The sequence below is a fragment of the Streptomyces sp. S.PNR 29 genome (assembly GCF_030386795.1).
Classification (GTDB): Bacteria; Actinomycetota; Actinomycetes; order Streptomycetales; family Streptomycetaceae; genus Streptomyces.
Window position 1 is genome coordinate 131,863 of the sequence record NZ_JANUQM010000001.1, and the last position, 16,776, is coordinate 148,638.

13 protein-coding genes are annotated in these 16,776 nt (G+C 72.1%); 9 read left to right on the plus strand and 4 right to left on the minus strand.

Going from position 1 to position 16,776, the window contains the following annotated elements; translation table 11 throughout:
* Nucleotides 1-114 precede the first annotated feature (114 nt).
* From kstD to NW895_RS00705, 3 genes are read left to right on the plus strand one after another with little or no spacing between them, the layout of a single operon-like run.
* Nucleotides 115-1,893: a 3-oxosteroid 1-dehydrogenase gene (gene kstD / locus NW895_RS00695; RefSeq protein ID WP_289933004.1), complete on the plus strand. Its 1,779-nt coding sequence runs from the start codon at nt 115-117 to the stop codon at nt 1,891-1,893.
* Nucleotides 1,894-1,939: 46 nt separating this feature from the next.
* A complete protein-coding gene (locus NW895_RS00700) occupies nt 1,940-2,539 on the plus strand; it encodes a TetR/AcrR family transcriptional regulator (RefSeq protein ID WP_289933006.1) in 600 nt (199 codons plus the stop codon).
* Nucleotides 2,540-2,551: 12 nt separating this feature from the next.
* Nucleotides 2,552-3,541, plus strand: a complete 990-nt coding sequence (locus NW895_RS00705; RefSeq protein ID WP_289933007.1) for an MFS transporter — start codon at nt 2,552-2,554, stop codon at nt 3,539-3,541.
* Here NW895_RS00705 and NW895_RS00710 read toward each other — a convergent pair.
* The gene (locus tag NW895_RS00710; RefSeq protein WP_289933008.1) at nt 3,456-4,103 is read right to left on the minus strand and encodes a class I SAM-dependent methyltransferase; all 648 of its coding nucleotides are present in this window, start codon (nt 4,101-4,103) and stop codon (nt 3,456-3,458) included. The two genes, NW895_RS00705 and NW895_RS00710, sit on opposite strands and share 86 nt — an antisense overlap.
* Nucleotides 4,104-4,273: 170 nt before the next feature.
* Between NW895_RS00710 and NW895_RS00715 the strand changes: the two genes are divergently transcribed.
* From NW895_RS00715 to NW895_RS00730, 4 genes are read left to right on the plus strand one after another with little or no spacing between them, the layout of a single operon-like run.
* Nucleotides 4,274-4,456, plus strand: coding sequence for a hypothetical protein (locus NW895_RS00715; protein ID WP_289933009.1), 183 nt, complete (start codon nt 4,274-4,276; stop codon nt 4,454-4,456).
* The gene (locus NW895_RS00720) at nt 4,453-5,256 is read left to right on the plus strand and encodes a hypothetical protein (RefSeq protein WP_289933010.1); all 804 of its coding nucleotides are present in this window, start codon (nt 4,453-4,455) and stop codon (nt 5,254-5,256) included. The genes NW895_RS00715 and NW895_RS00720 overlap by 4 nt, the downstream gene beginning before the upstream one ends.
* Nucleotides 5,253-6,191 (plus strand): hypothetical protein, encoded by a 939-nt coding sequence (locus tag NW895_RS00725; protein ID WP_289933011.1) that lies wholly within the window; start codon nt 5,253-5,255, stop codon nt 6,189-6,191. The genes NW895_RS00720 and NW895_RS00725 overlap by 4 nt, the downstream gene beginning before the upstream one ends.
* Nucleotides 6,188-7,270, plus strand: coding sequence for a serine hydrolase domain-containing protein (locus tag NW895_RS00730; protein WP_289933012.1), 1,083 nt, complete (start codon nt 6,188-6,190; stop codon nt 7,268-7,270). Before NW895_RS00725 ends, NW895_RS00730 begins: the two co-directional genes overlap by 4 nt.
* Nucleotides 7,271-7,373: 103 nt before the next feature.
* Here NW895_RS00730 and NW895_RS00735 read toward each other — a convergent pair whose 3' ends face one another.
* On the minus strand, nt 7,374-8,486 hold the full coding sequence (locus NW895_RS00735; RefSeq protein ID WP_289933013.1) for an NAD(P)/FAD-dependent oxidoreductase: 1,113 nt from the start codon (nt 8,484-8,486) through the stop codon (nt 7,374-7,376).
* 438 nt (nt 8,487-8,924) lie between these two features.
* Nucleotides 8,925-9,128 (minus strand): cold-shock protein, encoded by a 204-nt coding sequence (locus NW895_RS00740; RefSeq protein WP_004984723.1) that lies wholly within the window; start codon nt 9,126-9,128, stop codon nt 8,925-8,927.
* A 291-nt stretch (nt 9,129-9,419) separates the two neighbouring features.
* Here NW895_RS00740 and NW895_RS00745 point away from each other — a divergent pair, with 291 nt between their 5' ends.
* Nucleotides 9,420-10,268, plus strand: a complete 849-nt coding sequence (locus NW895_RS00745; protein ID WP_289933014.1) for a menaquinone biosynthesis protein — start codon at nt 9,420-9,422, stop codon at nt 10,266-10,268.
* 58 nt (nt 10,269-10,326) lie between these two features.
* Nucleotides 10,327-11,985, plus strand: a complete 1,659-nt coding sequence (locus tag NW895_RS00750) for a serine/threonine-protein kinase (RefSeq protein WP_289933015.1) — start codon at nt 10,327-10,329, stop codon at nt 11,983-11,985.
* Between the two features lie 30 nt (nt 11,986-12,015).
* Here NW895_RS00750 and NW895_RS00755 read toward each other — a convergent pair whose 3' ends face one another.
* Complete coding sequence (locus NW895_RS00755) at nt 12,016-16,593, minus strand: FtsK/SpoIIIE domain-containing protein (RefSeq protein ID WP_289933016.1); 4,578 nt, start codon at nt 16,591-16,593, stop codon at nt 12,016-12,018.
* Between the last annotated feature and the right edge of the window lie 183 nt (nt 16,594-16,776).

Below are 16,776 nucleotides of genomic sequence, written 5' to 3' on the forward strand. Positions count from 1 at the left end.
GCACAGCGACCCTGACGCGCCCTTGACTTCACACGGCCACCGCGTCACATTCACACATCTGACATCCCGTCAGGTCAGGACGATGCCGAGGCCACCCCGTGGGAGCGATCCGCCATGACCGACGCCACCCTCCCGTCCCGTAGACGCGTCCTCGCAACCGCCGCGAGCGCCGGGCTCGCGGTCACCGCCGTGTCGCAACGCCGTGCCCACGCGGCCGACTTGCCCCTCCTCGGCACCTACGACGTCGTCGTCATCGGCTCCGGCGCGGCAGGGATGACCGCCGCGCTGACCGCCGCCCGGAAAGGGCTGAGCTGTGTGGTGCTGGAGAAGGCGGCCACCTTCGGCGGGTCCGCCGCCCGTTCCGGTGCCGGCATCTGGATCCCCAACAATCCCGTCATCCTGGCCGCCGGTGTCCCGGACACCCCCGCCAAGGCGGCCGGCTACCTCTCCGCCGTCGTCGGGCCGGAGGTCTCCGCCGACCGGCAGCGGGCCTTCCTCGCCCACGGTCCCGCCATGATCTCCTTCGTCATGGCGCACAGCCCCCTCCGTTTCCGCTGGATGGAGGGCTACAGCGACTACTACCCCGAGCTGCCCGGCGGGCTCCCGAACGGCCGCTCCATCGAACCCGACCAGCTCGACGGGAAGATCCTCGGCGCCGAACTCGCCCGCCTGAACCCGCCGTACATGGACGTCCCCGACGGCATGGTCGTCTTCGGCGCCGACTACAAGTGGGTGGCCCTGGCCGCCGTCAGCGTCAAGGGTGCCGCCGTCGCCGCCGAGTGTCTGGCGCGGGGGGTGAAGGCCGGCGCGCTGGGGCAGAAGCCGCTCACCATGGGCCAGGCGCTCGCGGCGGGCCTGCGCGCCGGGCTGCTGTCCGCCAAGGTTCCCGTGTGGCTCGGTACCCCCCTCACCGACCTGCACGTGGAGGGCGGTGCCGTCACCGGGGCCGTGGTCACGCGCGACGGCGCCCCCGGTCTCGTACGGGCCCGCCGCGGGGTGGTGGTCGGCTCCGGCGGGTTCGAGCACAACGGTGCCATGCGCGCGCGGTACCAGCAGCAGCCCATCGGCACGGAGTGGACCGTCGGCGCCAAGGAGAACACCGGGGACGGGATCCGGGCGGGGGAGCGGGCCGGCGCCGACCTGGCCCTGATGGACGACGCCTGGTGGGGCCCGGCCATCCCGCTGCCCGGCCGGCCGTACTTCTGTCTCGCCGAACGCACCCTCCCCGGCGGGCTGCTGGTCAACGCCGCGGGCGCGCGTTTCGTCAACGAGGCCGCCCCCTACAGCGACGTCGTCCACACGATGTACGAGCGCAACCCCACCGACCCCGACATCCCGGCCTGGCTGATCGTCGACCAGAACTACCGCAACCGGTACCTCTTCAAGGACGTGGCCCCGACCCTGCCCTTCCCCGACGACTGGTACAGCTCCGGCGTCGCCCACAAGGCCTGGACGCTCGACGCCCTGGCCGGCTCGATCGGCGTGCCCGCCGCCGCCCTGCGCGCCACCGTCAGCCGCTTCAACTCCCTGGCCGTCAGGGGCAAGGACCCCGACTTCCACCGTGGCGACAGCGCGTACGACCACTACTACACGGACCCGTCCGTCCTCCCGAACTCCTGCCTCGCACCGCTGTGGCTGCCCCCGTACCACGCGTTCCGGATCGTCCCCGGCGACCTGGGCACGAAGGGCGGACTGCGCACGGATGCCCGGGCACGGGTCCTGCGCGCGGACGGCTCGGTGATCCGCGGCCTGTACGCCGCCGGGAACGCCAGTGCCGCCGTGATGGGCCGCAGCTACGCGGGCGCCGGTTCGACGATCGGACCCGCGATGACGTTCGGGTACATCGCGGCGCTGGACATCGCGGGGGAGCTGCAGCGCGGCGTCGCGCCCTGAGCACCGTATTGGATCGACTGATCCAAAACCGTGTTAGTGTCCTGTCATGGCCCGACCGAGGACCTTCGACGAGGAACGGGCCCTGGACGCGGCGATGCACACCTTCTGGGAGAAGGGCTACGAGGCCACCTCCACACAGGACCTGTGCGACGCCACCGGCCTGGGGCGCAGCAGCATCTACAACACGTTCCGGAGCAAGCACGACCTGTTCCAGCGGGCTCTCACCCGGTACCTGGAGACCATGACGGCGGCTCAGCTGGCCGTCCTGGACGCCACGGAGCGGCCGGCCGCCGACCGGGTCCGCGCCGTGCTCGACCAGGTGATCGAGAGCGAGACGGAGTGCCGGGCGACGGCGGGGCGCGCCCTCGGCTGCCTGGGGGTCAACACCATCGTGGAGCTGGCCGCCCGCGATCCGGCGGCGGCCGCACTGGTGGAGCGTGACACCCAGCGGCGTCTCGCCGCCTTCCGGGCCGTCCTGGAGTCGGGCCGGCGGGACGGCAGCATCACCTCGGAGCGCGACCCGGACGCCCTGGCCCGCTTCCTCAACGCGACGATCGCCGGCCTGCGCGTGTCAAGCCAGGGGGGCGCCGACCGGGCCGCGCTGGAGGCGGTGGCCGAGGTGGCGATGGGTGCGCTGACGTCCTGATTCCGATGCCCCGTGCTGTTCGCCGTCTTCCTGGCGGGCAACGTGCTGGCCGCCACCGCGACCGGCTACGGCGTGATGATGGCCGCCCGGATCGTCACCGGCGTCGCCTCCCAGGCCTTCTTCGGCGTCGCCATCTCGCTGTGCGCGCAGCTCACCCGCCCGGAGGTGCGCGGCCGGGCCATCGCGGTCGCCATGAACGGGCTGATGCTCGGCACGCTGCTCGGCCTGCCCCTGTCCACCCTGATCGGCGAGCGGTTCGGCTGGCGCGCGGCGTTCTGGGCCATCTCGGCGCTCGCACTCGCCGCCGCCGCGGTGACCCTCGTGGGCGTACCCCGACTGGAGCGCGCCGAGAGCGGCAGCGGCTTCCGCGAGGAGCTCGGCGTCTTCCGGAACGCGAAGCTGTGGAGGGTGCTGTCCACCAGCACCCTCATCATCGGCGCCACCTTCTCCGCCTTCAGCTACTTCAACCCGATCCTCACCGACGTCACCGGCTTCTCCGCCGGCACCGTCCCCGTCCTGCTGATCGCCTACGGCGCCGCCACCGTCGTCGGCAACACGGTCGTCGGCCGTCTCGCCGACCGTTTCGCCGTCCCCGTGCTGGCCGTCGGTCTCCTGCTCAACGCCCTGTTCCTCACGGGCTTCGCGGTTTTCGCCGGCCTGCTGGTCCCCGCCGTCGTCTGCATGCTGGGCATCGGCCTGGTCGGCGTCACCATGAACCCGGCGATGGTCACCCGCGTCCAGCGCACCGGCAACGCCGGCCCGCTGGTGAACACCGTCCACTCGTCCTTCATCACCCTCGGTGTCATCCTCGGCTCCTCCCTCGGTGCCGTGGTGATCGACGCCTGGAGCCTCAGCGCACCTCTCTGGCTCGGTGCCGCCCTGGCCCTGCTCGGCCTGGCCACCCTGCTGCCCGACCTCACCGGCGCGCGATCAGGAACGCCTGCGGAGCCGACTCCCCGGTCTCGGCATGCGGTGGGCGCTCCGTCCGGCTGTGGAGGGTGAACCCGGCCTCCTCCAGCAGCCCGGCGACGAACTCGGGCCGTCGCCGCTCGAAGTCGAGGGCCACCGGATGGCCGAAGGGGCGGTCGAGGTGGCGCGGTTCGTCGCCGACCTGGAAGGCGAGCAGCAGGTGGCCGCCGGGCGCCAGGACACGGCGGAACTCCTCGAAGAGGGCGGGGAGCCGGTCCACAGGGGTGTGGATCGACGAGTACCAGGACACCACGCCCGCGAGAGTCCCGTCGGCCAGGCCCAGTTCCAGCATCGAGCCCTGCTCGAACCGCAGCCCCGGGTTCTCACGGCGGGCTATCGCGAGCATCGACCCGGAGAGGTCGAGGCCGAACACCGACAGCCCCAGCGAGGCGAGATGCGCGGTCACCCGCCCGGGACCACAGCCCAGGTCGGCCACCTGCCCGCCCTCCCCGACGAGTTCGGCGAACGCGGCCAGCACCTCCAGGTCGGACGGCTTGCCGGCGATCACGTCACGGAAGTGGTCGGCGTAGTCCTCGGCGATCGCGTCGTAGAAGGCGCGGGTGGAGCTCAGGAAGTGGGAGTCGGTGGGGGTCATGCCGGGGGACCATAGCGGGCCCCACTGACAGGGGGTGCCGTTGACGCAGGGCCTTTCAGCACCTTGTGCTCCTTTGCCTCTTTCGAGTGGTTTTCACATCAATGCGGCATTTTGTGCGTGTGTGCGGAGATCATCTGTGCAGTGAAGGCGTACTTCTCTTAGGAGGAACGATGGCGATCGACACCCTGCGGCAGGACAACGTCACCCTGGACGCGGAGCTGTTGGAGGAGCTGATGGCCTCCACCGAGGCGCCGGTCAGCGATGCTCCGGGGCCCTGCCCCGAGGCGATCGGTCCCGTCCTGCTCCTCTCGCCGAAGGAGCCGAAGGAGCCGAAGGAACCCCGCCGCCGGTGATCACCGAGAGGTCCCGTGCTGCCCACTGCGCCTCGGCCGAACTCCTGGCGAGCAGGGCCCGTGAGGCCCTGCGAGGCGCCGGGGGCAGCACGATCGTGGCGTCGCTCCTCCAGGAAGCGGCAGGGCACACCGACGGGACCACCGCGGCGCCCGGCCCGGTGCCCGCGGCGGGTGCCGTGCGCCGCTCGGGGGCGGACGCGCTGGCTCCGTATCTGCTGACCGGTCGGACTCCTCCGCCCGAGGAAACGGCCGCCGTCCGCCTCATCCTGGCGGCCCTGCCCCCCGCCCCGCAGCCGCCCGCCGCGCCTCCGCGCGGACCGGAGCCGCCGTGGACCCGGGCCTGGATCGACTGGGGCCTGGTCACGGTGCTGGCCCGCCTCGACGCCGGCGCCCCGCCTGTTCCGGCTCCGATGCCGGCCGGGCCACCCTGTTATGACGGCACCGCGCCCCGCCACCGCTCCGCGGCCCAGGGCGGAGCAGGGGAGGGCTGGGTGCCGTGGGCGCTGCGGATGGGACAGCTGGCATCACTGGCCCTGCCCGGCCTGGACACCCCCGTTCACCAGGCCGCACACTCCGGTGCCGAGGCGCTGGCCCGTGGCGCCACCCGCAGCCTGCTGCGGCGGGACTTCGCCACCGCGGCACGCCTGACCCGCTGGCTGGCCTGGCTGGCAGCCGACGGCGCCGCCCTCCCCCTGGACGCGGCCCTGCTCGTCGAGGACATCGCCCTGCGCGGCGGCGGAAACCGCTGCCTTCTGGACGTGGCGATCTGCCGCCACCTGCTCGGCCTGGAGGGCGCATGAGTACGGCGCTGGCGCGGACAGCCCATGAGGTCGGCTCCCGCGCCCTGCGCTGGCTGCACACCCATCGACAAGCAGGCGCGCTGGACGGCGGGGACATCGCCGGGAACGCGGAGGCCTGCAAAGCCCTGCAGGAGACGGCCCTGGCCGCCTCACTGGTCCTGCGCGACGGTGCCGCCGGCAGCGAACAGCGCCGGCTCGCCCACGAGCTGCTGGAGTTCGCCTGGGCACAGCTGAGAGACGGCAGACTGCTCTACGAGCGTCTCCTTCGCCACCCGCTGGCCACCGACACCCTTGAGGGATATGCCCACTTCGCGCGGGCCGGCTACCGCCATCGCGGCATGGAACGGCTCATCGCACACCTCGCCGCGATGGGCACCACCGGCACGGTCGAGCACGTGCCCAACCGGCGGCTCGCCGTCGCCAACGCCCTGCGCATCACCGGCCACGACCGGGGCCCGGGCGCGGCCGACCGGGAGACGCTGACACGGGCCACCTGGCTCGGCGGCACCCCGCAGCCCTGGCACCTCGACTGGATGACCGGCTACCACATCACCCACACCGTCTTCCACCTCACCGACTGGGGCCGCGACCCGGGCGGACTGCCCGACGACGTGGCCGCCTACCTGGCCCGCTGGCTACCGGTGTGGACCGATGTCTGGGCGGAGACCGGCCAATGGGACCTGGTCGGCGAACTGCTCATCGTCGGCAGCTGCCTGCCCGAACCGTACGGCGAGCTCGGCGACTGGGAGCGCCTGGCGGAGATCCAGCACGCCGACGGTCTGATGCCCCGCGACGACGACCCCGTCGACGACGACCCCGTCACCCGCTTCCACGACCACCAGCACCCCACCGTCGTGGCCGCCGTAGCCGGCACCCTCGCCCTCACCCGGGCCCTGGACACCCCTTCCCCCCGCACATCCGACAGCCCCGCATGACCTCCCACAGCGACAGCCCGGCGGAAGCCGTGGACCGCCTGCACGCCCCCGCCCCGGTGCGCGAAGCCCTGCAAGCGCTGCTGTCCGCGGCACCCCAGGCCAGCACCACCGCGGTCGGCCTGCACCGCAAGGGCCGCCGCGCACTGATCGTCCGCGGCCGCACCGCGCACCACGGCGGGGTACCGGCCGATGCCGGCACCCGCTTCGAGGTCGGATCCCTCACCAAGACGTTCACGGCGCTGCTGCTGGCCGAGCAGGCGGCTCGCGGCGAGTTGGACCTCCACGATCCCCTCGCCCGCCACCTGCCGCCCGGCACCGCCATGCCCCCGGGCGGCAGCGCCCTCACCCTCACCCACCTGGCCACCCACACCTCCGGACTGCCCCGCCTCCCACCCGGCCTGCTGCGCTCCGCCGTGCCGCGGTTCCTCAGCAACCCCTATGCCCGCTTCACCACCGACGAGGTGCTGCACGCCCTGGCGCGCACCCGTCTGCGGGCCGCCCCCGGCGCCCGCGTGCGCTACTCCAACTTCGGGGTCGGCCTGCTCGGCCACGCCCTCACCGGCGCGGCCGGCACCTCCTCCTACGCCGCCCTGCTCGACGACCGCGTGCTGACGCCCCTCGCCCTGCGGGACACCTGCTGCACCACCACCCCACCCGTGGGAGGCACCCAGGCCACCGGCTACTGGCACCGCAGGGCCCGGCCCCCGTTCCACATCCCCGGCCTGGCCGCCGCGGGAGCCGTCCGGGCAAGCGCCCGTGACCTGCTCACCTACGTCGAGCACCTGCTCGACCCCGCCTCCGCCGAGGTTCCGCCGGCCCTCGGGGCCGGTCTGTCCGACGTCCTGCGTCCCCGGCTCCGCCTGCCCCGCGGCAGCGGCCTGGCGCTGATCTGGAACGTCCGGCCCCGCCGCGACGGCTCGCACCTCTACCACCACGCCGGCGGCACCCGCGGCTGCACCGCCTTCGCCGGCTTCAACCCCCACCACGGCACGGCCCTGGTAGCCCTCGCCAACACCTCCCCCACCCTGCCCAGCACCCCCCTCCTCCAACAGGCGTACACCACCCTCCTCGCCCTGTAACGCACGGCCATCGCAGCGTTCGGGCCACCTCCCCGCCCGCCCACCCGGGCATGCGCGCCGTGGCCTTGTCCCGAACGCTCCCCTCACCGCCCTGGCCGAGGGGTCAGGCGGCTTCCGGGGGGAGGAGGTCGTCGAGCAAGGCGGCGCAGTCCCGGGCGGCCGTGGCCGAGCGGGGCAGCATGAGGGTTTCGTAGGCGCGTACGGCGTCGTCGACGGTGGGTTCGGCGATGAGGGCGTGGGCGAGGTCGGCGCCGTCGAGCATGGCGAGGTTCGCGCCGAGACCCACGGGGGGCATCAGGTGCGCGGCGTCGCCCAGCAGGGTGATGCCGGGGACGTGTTCCCAGGTGTGCGGAGCCGGCAGTACGAACACGGGACGGTCGACGAATCCGCCGTCGTTGTGCCGTACGAGGTTCAGCAGGCTCTCGTCCCATCCCTCGAACATCCTCAGCAGGTGTGCGCGGACGGCCGCTGTGTCGTCCACTGCCACGTCGGCGGCCATCTGCCAGTCCTGCGGGGCACGGAAGGCGATGTAGACGCGGATGTGGCCGTTGCTGTTGCGCTGGGCCAGCAACGCCCTGCTGCCGGCGCTCGCCAGCATGGTGCCGTCGCCGACGAGCTCGGCCAGGGCGGGATGGCGGGTGTCGCAGTCGTCGAAGCCGGCCTCGATGAAGGTGACACCGTTGTAGCCGGGCGTGGCCTCGGACAGGGCGGGGCGGATGCGCGACCAGGCTCCGTCGGCGCCGACCACCAGGTCGGCCTCCTCGGTGCTCCCGTCGTCGAAGAGGAGCCGCCAGGTGCCGTCTCCGAGCGGCGTGACACCGGTCACGGCGCGGTCCCAGCGGACGGTGCCCTCGGTAAGGGAGTCCAGGAGCAGGTCACGCAGCTGACCGCGGTCGATCTCGGGGCTGTCGTCATCGTGGGCGGGCGGCCCCGGGACCGGCAGGACGGCGGCGGTGGCGGGGTCGAGCAGGCGCCACCCCTGGCTCTCGGGGCGGGATAAGGAGCGGAACCGGTCGAGCAGGCCCGCCGCACGCAGCGCCGCCTGCCCGGTACCGGCATGGATGTCGAGGCTGCCGCCCTGGGAGCGGGCGCCGCTGGAGGCCTCACGTTCGAAGACAGTGACCTGCCGGCCGTGGCGTTGCAGGACGCGGGCACAGACGAGGCCGCCGAGTCCGGCGCCGACAAGGGCGATGCGGGGGGTGTGGGTGGAGTTCATGAGGCTGTCTTTCGGCAGGTGGATGAGGTGCCGGGAGATCCGGCACGCAGCCAAGGAAGCACAGCCGCCCGAAGAGACACCAATGATTAACGGTGGCCGCCGGCAGCATCCGGACCTCCGGCGGCGGGCGCCGGGACCGGCCCCTGGATGTCACCGCGCACGGGACCACTTCCAGGGCGCGCCCGCCGCCCGCCGGCACTCCGGCCGGCCGAGCCCACCCCGCGAAACCCCCGCCCGCCGTGAGCGCCCCGAGCGAACGCCCCCGTCCCGTCGGTCATGAGATGCGCCCCCGGAAGAGGAATTCACCGAGAATTCGCCGGAATGGACGCGTCCGAATGTGGAGAAGGATCGGAGAGGGCAGAAAAGGCAGGAGCCCCGTCGCCGAACGGCGCGGGGCTCCTTGGGTACTGCTCTAGAGCACGATCGGATCAGGAAAGATCAGACCGGGGTGACGTTCTCCGCCTGCGGGCCCTTCGGGCCCTGCGTGACGTCGAAGGACACCTGCTGGTTCTCCTCGAGGGACCGGAAGCCGGTCGCGTTGATGGCGGAGTAGTGGACGAAGACGTCGGGGCCGCCGCCCTCCTGGGCGATGAAACCAAAGCCCTTTTCGGCGTTGAACCACTTAACGGTTCCGGTAGCCATAAGCCCTCCTTGGGCTCAAAAAGGGTTGCCCTGCTCCAGAACCAGCAAGTGTGAAGATTTTGAGTTCTGCACAACTGCATACGTCTGAGAACGACGAGAGCCCGCGGTCACATGCTCCGCAGGCTCTGTACTGCAAGGGAAACCAAACTGCAACTTGCGACGAGCCTAGCACGCGGGCAGCCGGAAGCAATAGAGGCCAAGATCACGTCACTCGGATGTTTGAACGTCGTTGGCCCGGACGATGGCGGGGCCGAGGATCGTACGGTACTCCCCAGGGTCTAGTCTCGCGATGTGGACAATTCTCGCACCCGGCCGCGCGTCGGCCACATCCAGTTCCTCAACTGCCTGCCCCTGTACTGGGGGCTCGCGAGAACGGGCACACTCCTCGACTTCGAGCTGACCAAGGACACCCCGGAGAAGCTCAGCGAGAAGCTGGTGCAGGGAGAGCTCGACATCGGGCCGATCACCCTGGTCGAGTTCCTCCGGCACGCGGACGAACTGGTCGCCTTCCCCGACATCGCCGTCGGCTGCGACGGACCGGTGATGTCGTGCGTGATCGCCTCACAGGCCCCGCTGGACCGCCTCGACGGCGCCCGGGTCGCCCTCGGCTCGACCTCCCGTACGTCCGTCCGGCTCGCCCAGCTGCTGCTGGCCGAGCGCTTCGGAGTGACGCCCGACTACTACACCTGCCCGCCCGACCTGAGCCTGATGATGCAGGAGGCCGAGGCGGCCGTCCTCATCGGCGACGCGGCGCTGCGGGCCAACATGCTCGACGGGCCCCGCTACGGCCTCGACGTGCACGACCTGGGCCTGCTGTGGAAGGAGTGGACGGGCCTGCCGTTCGTCTTCGCGGTCTGGGCGGTGCGGCGCGACTACGCCGAGCGTGAGCCGGTCATCACCCGCCAGGTGCACGAGGCCTTCCTCGCCTCCCGCAACCTCTCGCTGGAGGAGGTCGGCAAGGTCGCCGAGCAGGCGGCCCGCTGGGAGGCCTTCGACGAGCGCACCCTCGCCCAGTACTTCACCACCCTCGACTTCCGCTTCGGCGGCCCCCAGCTGGAGGCCGTCGCGGAGTTCGCCCGGCGGGTGGGGCCGACGACGGGCTTCCCGGCCGACGTGAAGGTGGACCTGCTCCAGCCGTGAGGGCCGCCGGCGGCACTACCCTGCTGGAAGTCAGCCGTACGGGGGGAGGGGTGGCGCCATGCGGCCGCTCGAAGTCGACGAACCCACCGAGGTGGGGCCCTACCGGCTGCTCGGCCGGCTCGGCTCCGGCGGCATGGGCCGGGTCTACCTGGGCCGCAGCGCCGGCGGCCGCACGGTCGCCGTGAAGATCGTGCACCCGCACTTCGCGCTCGACGAGGAGTTCCGCACCCGATTCCGGCGCGAGGTGGAGGCCGCACGCCGGGTGGGCGGCGCGTGGACCGCGCCCGTGCTGGACGCCGACCCCGAGGCGGCGGTGCCATGGGTCGCCACGGCGTACGCCGCGGGCCCGTCCCTCACGGCCGCGGTCGCGGACGGCGGCCCCCTGCCCACCCACACGGTACGAGTACTCGGGGCAGGGCTGGCCGAGGCGCTGACGGCCGTGCACGACCTGAGCCTGGTGCACCGGGACGTGAAGCCGTCGAACGTACTGCTGACCCTCGACGGGCCCTTGCTGATCGACTTCGGGATCGCGCGGGCCACGGACGGTACGGCGTCCCTGACGTCGACGGGTGTCTCGATCGGCTCGCCCGGCTACATGTCGCCCGAGCAGATCCTGGGCAAGGGCGTCACGGGAGCGGCCGACGTCTTCTCGCTGGGCGCGGTTCTGGCGTTCGCGGCGACGGGCGAGGCACCGTTCCGTGGGGACTCCTCGGCCGCGCTGCTCTACAAGGTCGTCCACGAAGAGCCGGAACTCGACGGGCTGGACGGGGAGCTGCGGGAGCTGGCGGAGGCCTGCCTGGCGAAGGAGCCGGGCCAGCGGCCGACACCCGGTGAGCTGGCCCGGCGGCTCGCTCCCGAAGGGGCGGCACGGCTGGTCGCGGGCGGATGGCTGCCGGGGGCGCTGGTGGAGCAGGTCAGCCGGGGCGCCGTACAGCTGCTGAACCTGGAGGCGGGGCAGCGGGAGGCCGCCTCCGGACCGGTCGGGTTCAGCAGCCCGTCGGTGGGACAGGCCCCGACGGCCGGTGCGTTCGGGCCGCCGCCGGCCATGCCGACGCCCCGGGAGGCGCCGCCCGCCGCCGTACCCGAGCCGCGCCCCCAGGACACCGCCCCACCTCCCGGCCGCCGCCCCGGCAGACTCTCCGTCTCCGTCGCCGCGACGTCGGCGCCGGAAAGCGACGGGCGAGGCCGGCGGCTCAGCTGTACGGTCGCCCTCGCCGTCGCGGGGGCGCTCGCGGCGGTGACGGTCGGGTCCGTGTTCGTGCTCGACCTGCTGCCCGACGGGCGCGACAACGACACCAGCGGTTCCGGCAGTGCCTACTCGCCGGCGCCGAGCGCCGGCGAGACCGCCGGTGACAGCAGCCCCTCCGGCGTCCCCGCCCGCTACCTCGGCACCTGGCAGGGCCAGGGCACCGCCCTCGACGGCAAGCTGCCCATCGGCACCTTCCGGCTCACCGTGCGGCGGGCCGGCGTCGGCGACGAGTTGGGCAGGCTGACCCAGACGGACCAGTTCGGCGGCGTCTGCGTCGACGTACTGACCCTGAAGCAGGTGACGGACAAGCAGCTCGTCGCCACGTCCGTCGGCGCGAAGACCAACCACAGCGGCTGCAACCCGGCAGCGACCACGGTCCGCCTCACACCGGTCGGGGACGACCTCGTCTACGAGTCGGACAGCGCGGACTCGGGCAACCCCCGGGCGAGGATGTCCAAGGTCGAGTAGGCACCCGGGGGCCGCGGCCCCCGGCCTCCCTCACCCCGGGACGACGACCGTGCGCAGCTCCCCGTCCCCGAGGTGCAGCATCCCCTTGCCCGGGGCGACCTGGCCGCCGACCATGCTCCGGTTCAGCCGTACGCCGATGAGGTCGCCACTGGAGGACTCCTGCGGGGAGAGCAGGATGCCGCGGCGGGCCTTCTTGGCGTCGACCTGCCAGCCGGAGAAGCCGCTGCAGACGTCCTCCTCGTCACCGGCGATGACCAGGGCGAGGCCGCGTTCGGCGCCCCGGGAGACGAGCTTCTTCAGCTGGCTCTCGGCGTCGCAGTCCTCCAGGATCTCGCCGTCGTCGACGAGGACGGCGATCGGCTCCTGAGGCGAGGCCTGGTCGACGAGCTCCTCGAACTCGTCCTCGTCGATGTCGTCGCCGGTGAACACCTTCAACACGCCGTCGGCACCGTCGAGCCCGCGCAGCGGCGACTGACGCGGGGCCGCGACGACCAGCCGGGTGCCCTGGGCCAGGAACGAGTGCGCGAAGTTCATCAGCACCGTCGAGCGGCCCGACTTCGCCGGTCCCGCGATGACGAACGCCGGGACGCCGTCGGCCAGGTCGGGACCGAAGCCGACGATCTCGTCGCCGCCGATACCGGCCAGGGCCCACAGGCGGGAGCGGGACGCCTCCGGGTCGCGCATCTCCCACGCCTCGGGGAAGGTGATACGGCTCGGCAGGCTGTCGACCCGGAAGGGCCGGTGGGAGCGGGGCACCGCCGCGTCGCGCGCGGCCGCCGCCTCGCCGATCGCGGCCAGCGCCGCCGCCTGCCCCTGACCGGTGGTGTCCTCGGAGAGCAGCGCGAACTGGGTCTCCGTACCGGACTCGTTGCGGAAACCACGGCCCGGCGGGATCTCCTCCGGCACCTTGCGGGCCGGGATGCCGAGCGTGGAGAAATCGCTGCGGTCGGCGAGGCGCAGACCGTACTTGTCCTCGGTGAGGGTCGCGATACGGCCCACGAGGAGGGTGCGGTCACCGGTGAGGACGAGATGGATGCCGACGCTCGCGCCCTCACGCATCATCGTCTGCAGCTCGTCCGTCAGCGCACCGTGGTCCACCTCGCCGAGCGTGGGCACCCAGCCCTCCCAGCGGTCGAGCAGGATCACGATGTGCGGCAGCCGCTGGTCCTCGGCGACCGCGGCCCGCTGCTCGCCGATGTCGGCGAAGCCCTTCTCCGCCAGCAGGTCCTGGCGGCGGCCCAGCTCGGCCTTGAGCCGGTTGACGAGCCGGACGACCCGCTCGGTCTGGTTACGGCTGACGACCGCGCCCACATGCGGCAGCCGGGTCAGCGCGTTGAGCGCGCCGTTGCCGCAGTCGATGCCGTACATGTGCACGTCGGCGACGGAGTGGGTGCGGGCGAGGGAGCCCGCGAGGGTGCGCAGGATCTGCGAACGTCCGCTGCGCGGCGCACCGCCGATCATCAGATGGCCGAAGCTCGCGAAGTCGACCACGACCGGGCGGCGGGTCTGGAGGGCTGGCAGGTCCTCGACACCGTAGACCGCGGGCGCCAGCTTGCCCGGGGCGGGCGTGAAGGCCGGGGCCGGGATCTCGTCGAGCAGCAGCTGCTCGTCGAGCGCCGGCAGCCACGGGCTGTGCTGGGCGGGGATGCCGAGCGACCGGTTGGCGTCGCGGATGGCGTCGACGAGGACCTTGAGGTCGGTGATCTCCTCCTCCTCGCGCGACTCGGCCTTGGGCTTGGTGAGGGCGGCGCGGCCGAGGTCCTCCCAGGCCAGCGGGCCCACCCAGGGCATCAGGACCGTCGGGTCCGCCGCACCGGGCCGGCGCCCACCGACGCGTCCCGACTGGAACGGCACGAGGGAGGCGTGGCCGAGCCGGACGTACGCACGACCGGGCGTGTTCTTCGAGATGTGCCCGGCCTCGGGCGAGTCGATGACATCCGTGGACTCGCCGCCGTCCGTCACGCGCAGCGCGATACGGAGGTTGGTGTTGGCGCGGATCTCGGGGGACACGACACCGGACGGCCGCTGCGTGGCGAGCAGCAGATGAATACCGAGGGACCGGCCACGCTGGGCGATGTTCACGAGCCCGGTCACGAAGTCGGGAAGGTCCCGCACCATGGACGCGAACTCGTCGATGACGATGAGGAGCCGAGGCACCGGCTGGTGCGAGGGATCCCTCCGCACCAGGTCCTGATAGTCCTCGATGTCCTTGGCGTCGGCGGCGGCGAGGATGTGCTCGCGCCGGTGCAGCTCGGCACCCAGGGACTCCAGGGCCCGTTCGACGAGGTGGGCGTCGAGGTCGGTCACCATGCCGACGGTGTGCGGCAGATGGACGCAGTCCTTGAAGGCGGCGCCGCCCTTGTAGTCGACGAGCACGAACGTCATGTTCTCCGGCGTGTTCGCCACGGCCAGCGCGGCCACGATGGTCTGCAGCAGCTCCGACTTACCGGAACCGGTCGTACCGGCGATCAGACCGTGCGGCCCGTCCTTGCGGATGTCGATGCCGAAGGGCCCGTCGTACGACTCACCGATGACGGCGAGCGTCGACTGCCCGCCCATGCGCCACCGGGCGACGATCGCGTCGCTGGTCGGCGGTTCGAGCTGGAGGACGTCGAGGAGGCGGCTGGAGCCGGGCAGGGCCGAGTCCTCGGTCTCCCCGCTGATGTCACGCAGCGGAGACAGGGACCGGGCGAGCCGCAGACACCAGGCGGACGAGACGAAGTCGGGCCGTACGTCCTTCAGCCGCTCGGCCCCCGCCTCCTCGACCCGCAGCCGCAGCTTGTCGGGCTGGTCGCTGCGGGCGGGCTCGTGGGCGGTGGGGTGCCAGGCCTGGAACGACGGGAACCCGCCGGCGACGTGCTGGGGCTGTTCCTGCTGCGCGAGCTCGTACTCCTGCGCCTTGGGCTCGGCGACGACGAACGCCTGGCACTCACCCGGCAGGAACCGCTCCTCGGCGTCGAGACAGAGGGCGTACATGGAGACGGACGGCCCCTCGCGCAGCAGCCGCACCACACCCGGCAGCGACCGCAGCCGCCGCGACCCGTCCCATACGACGACGATGTCGGGGTCGCTGAACGACGTCCCCTGCCCGCGGTTCTGCTCGGCGGCCTTCTTCCGCGCGTCGAGGATCTGCGTCAGCTCACCGATCCGGGCGCCGACGGTCTCGGCGTCGGTGCCGATGAGGACGTTGACGTCCTGCCCGCCGGAGGGCTTGGCGTGCGGCAGCCAGCGCACCCAGTCCCAGCTGTCCTGCGCGGTGTTCTCGCTCAGCACGTAGAACTGCACGTCCATGGGACTGTGCAGCGCGGCGAACTGCGCGACGGCCCAACGCCCCATCGCTCGGGCGGAATCGCCGGGCCCAGCCATACCGATGACCCCCAGCCCGCGCAGGGAGAGGGCGACGGGCGCGTCCTCGATCTTCCAGGTGACCTCGCGCTTGTGGTCGTCCTGCTCGGGGTCGTCGAGGACGACTTCGGAGGGCAGTTGCCCCGTGCCGACGCGCAGCAGCAGATGATCACGGTCGGTGCGCCGCCGCTCCCAGAGACGAGTACGCGGGCCGGTCCCGAGCGAGAGCACGGTGGCGGGATCGGGAATGGCGTGACGCCGGTCGTTCCGTTCGGCGACCAGCGCGTCCTGGGCGTCCTTCTCGATCCGCTCCTTCTGCTCCTCGTACTCCTTGACCTGCTTGGCGTGGGACTTACGCCCGTGCTTCTTGTCGTTGTAGTAGTTGGCGAACAGCAGGATCGGGCTCAGACCCGCCATGATCAGGTAGTACCAGCGCTGGAAGATCATCACTGATACGACGGCACCGACGAGCGGCGTCAGCGCCATCAGCCAGGGCAGTGGCCGGGCCTCGTACTCGCGGGGCGGCGTCGGCAGCCGGAACCGGGTCTGCCGCTCCGGGGGACGCAGGCGGGGAGGCCGGTTGTAGTCCAGGCCGATGCCGTCGTCGGACCACTTCAGGGCGGCGTTCGGCGGCGTGTAACGGGCGAGCTCCAGCAGGGAGTTCCCGATGGCGATCTGCCCGCCGAGGGGCCACTCGCCGTCCTTGTCGTCGAGGGGCTTGCCGTCGAGGGTGACGGTGGGCGCGTCCTTGTCGTCCTCACCGTCGGCCATGTCCCCGTGCACCTTGAACCGGCAGGTGCCGTCGGTCGCGACCGACAACGTCAGGGCCCGGGCGTCGAGTTCGGGATCGTCGATGCGGATGTACGACGCCGCCCCGCTGCCGATGTCGTAGCGCCCGACGCCGAGCCGGTGCACGAACCCCGCGACGGGCCCGCCGACGACGCGCAGCTCGACGAGCCCGGTGGGTTCGCCGGGCAGGCACCCGGAGGGATCCTGCAGGCTGACCACGGCGCCCTCGCGCAGCGGCGAGTTGACGACGGTGGCGGCCGGATCGACGGCGTACCCGTCGACGTAGAGGAGAGGCGCGTTGTTGGCCGGCGCGTGATGGCGCTGCCCGAGGGGAATGATCTGGGCACCACTGGCCCCAACCTGCTTGGCCAGCTCCTGTGCGATGTCCCCCATGGTGGACTCAGGATCGGCATCGAGCACGACGTCGGCGGTGCCCCCGCCGAACGGATCGACGACGGTCAGAGTCAGGCGCACGTCTTGTCCTCCCCGATCGCTGTGACCGCTTCCGCAACGCAGGCCACAGTCGGAGCGACGATATCTGCTCAATGTCGCGGCCAGGCAACGGGATCCGCGTCGGTCTTCCCTATGGCAACGCCGTGCGCACGAGTTCATCTCGTCTTGTTCACAGCGTGGGGATGAGACACTCAGGCCACACCC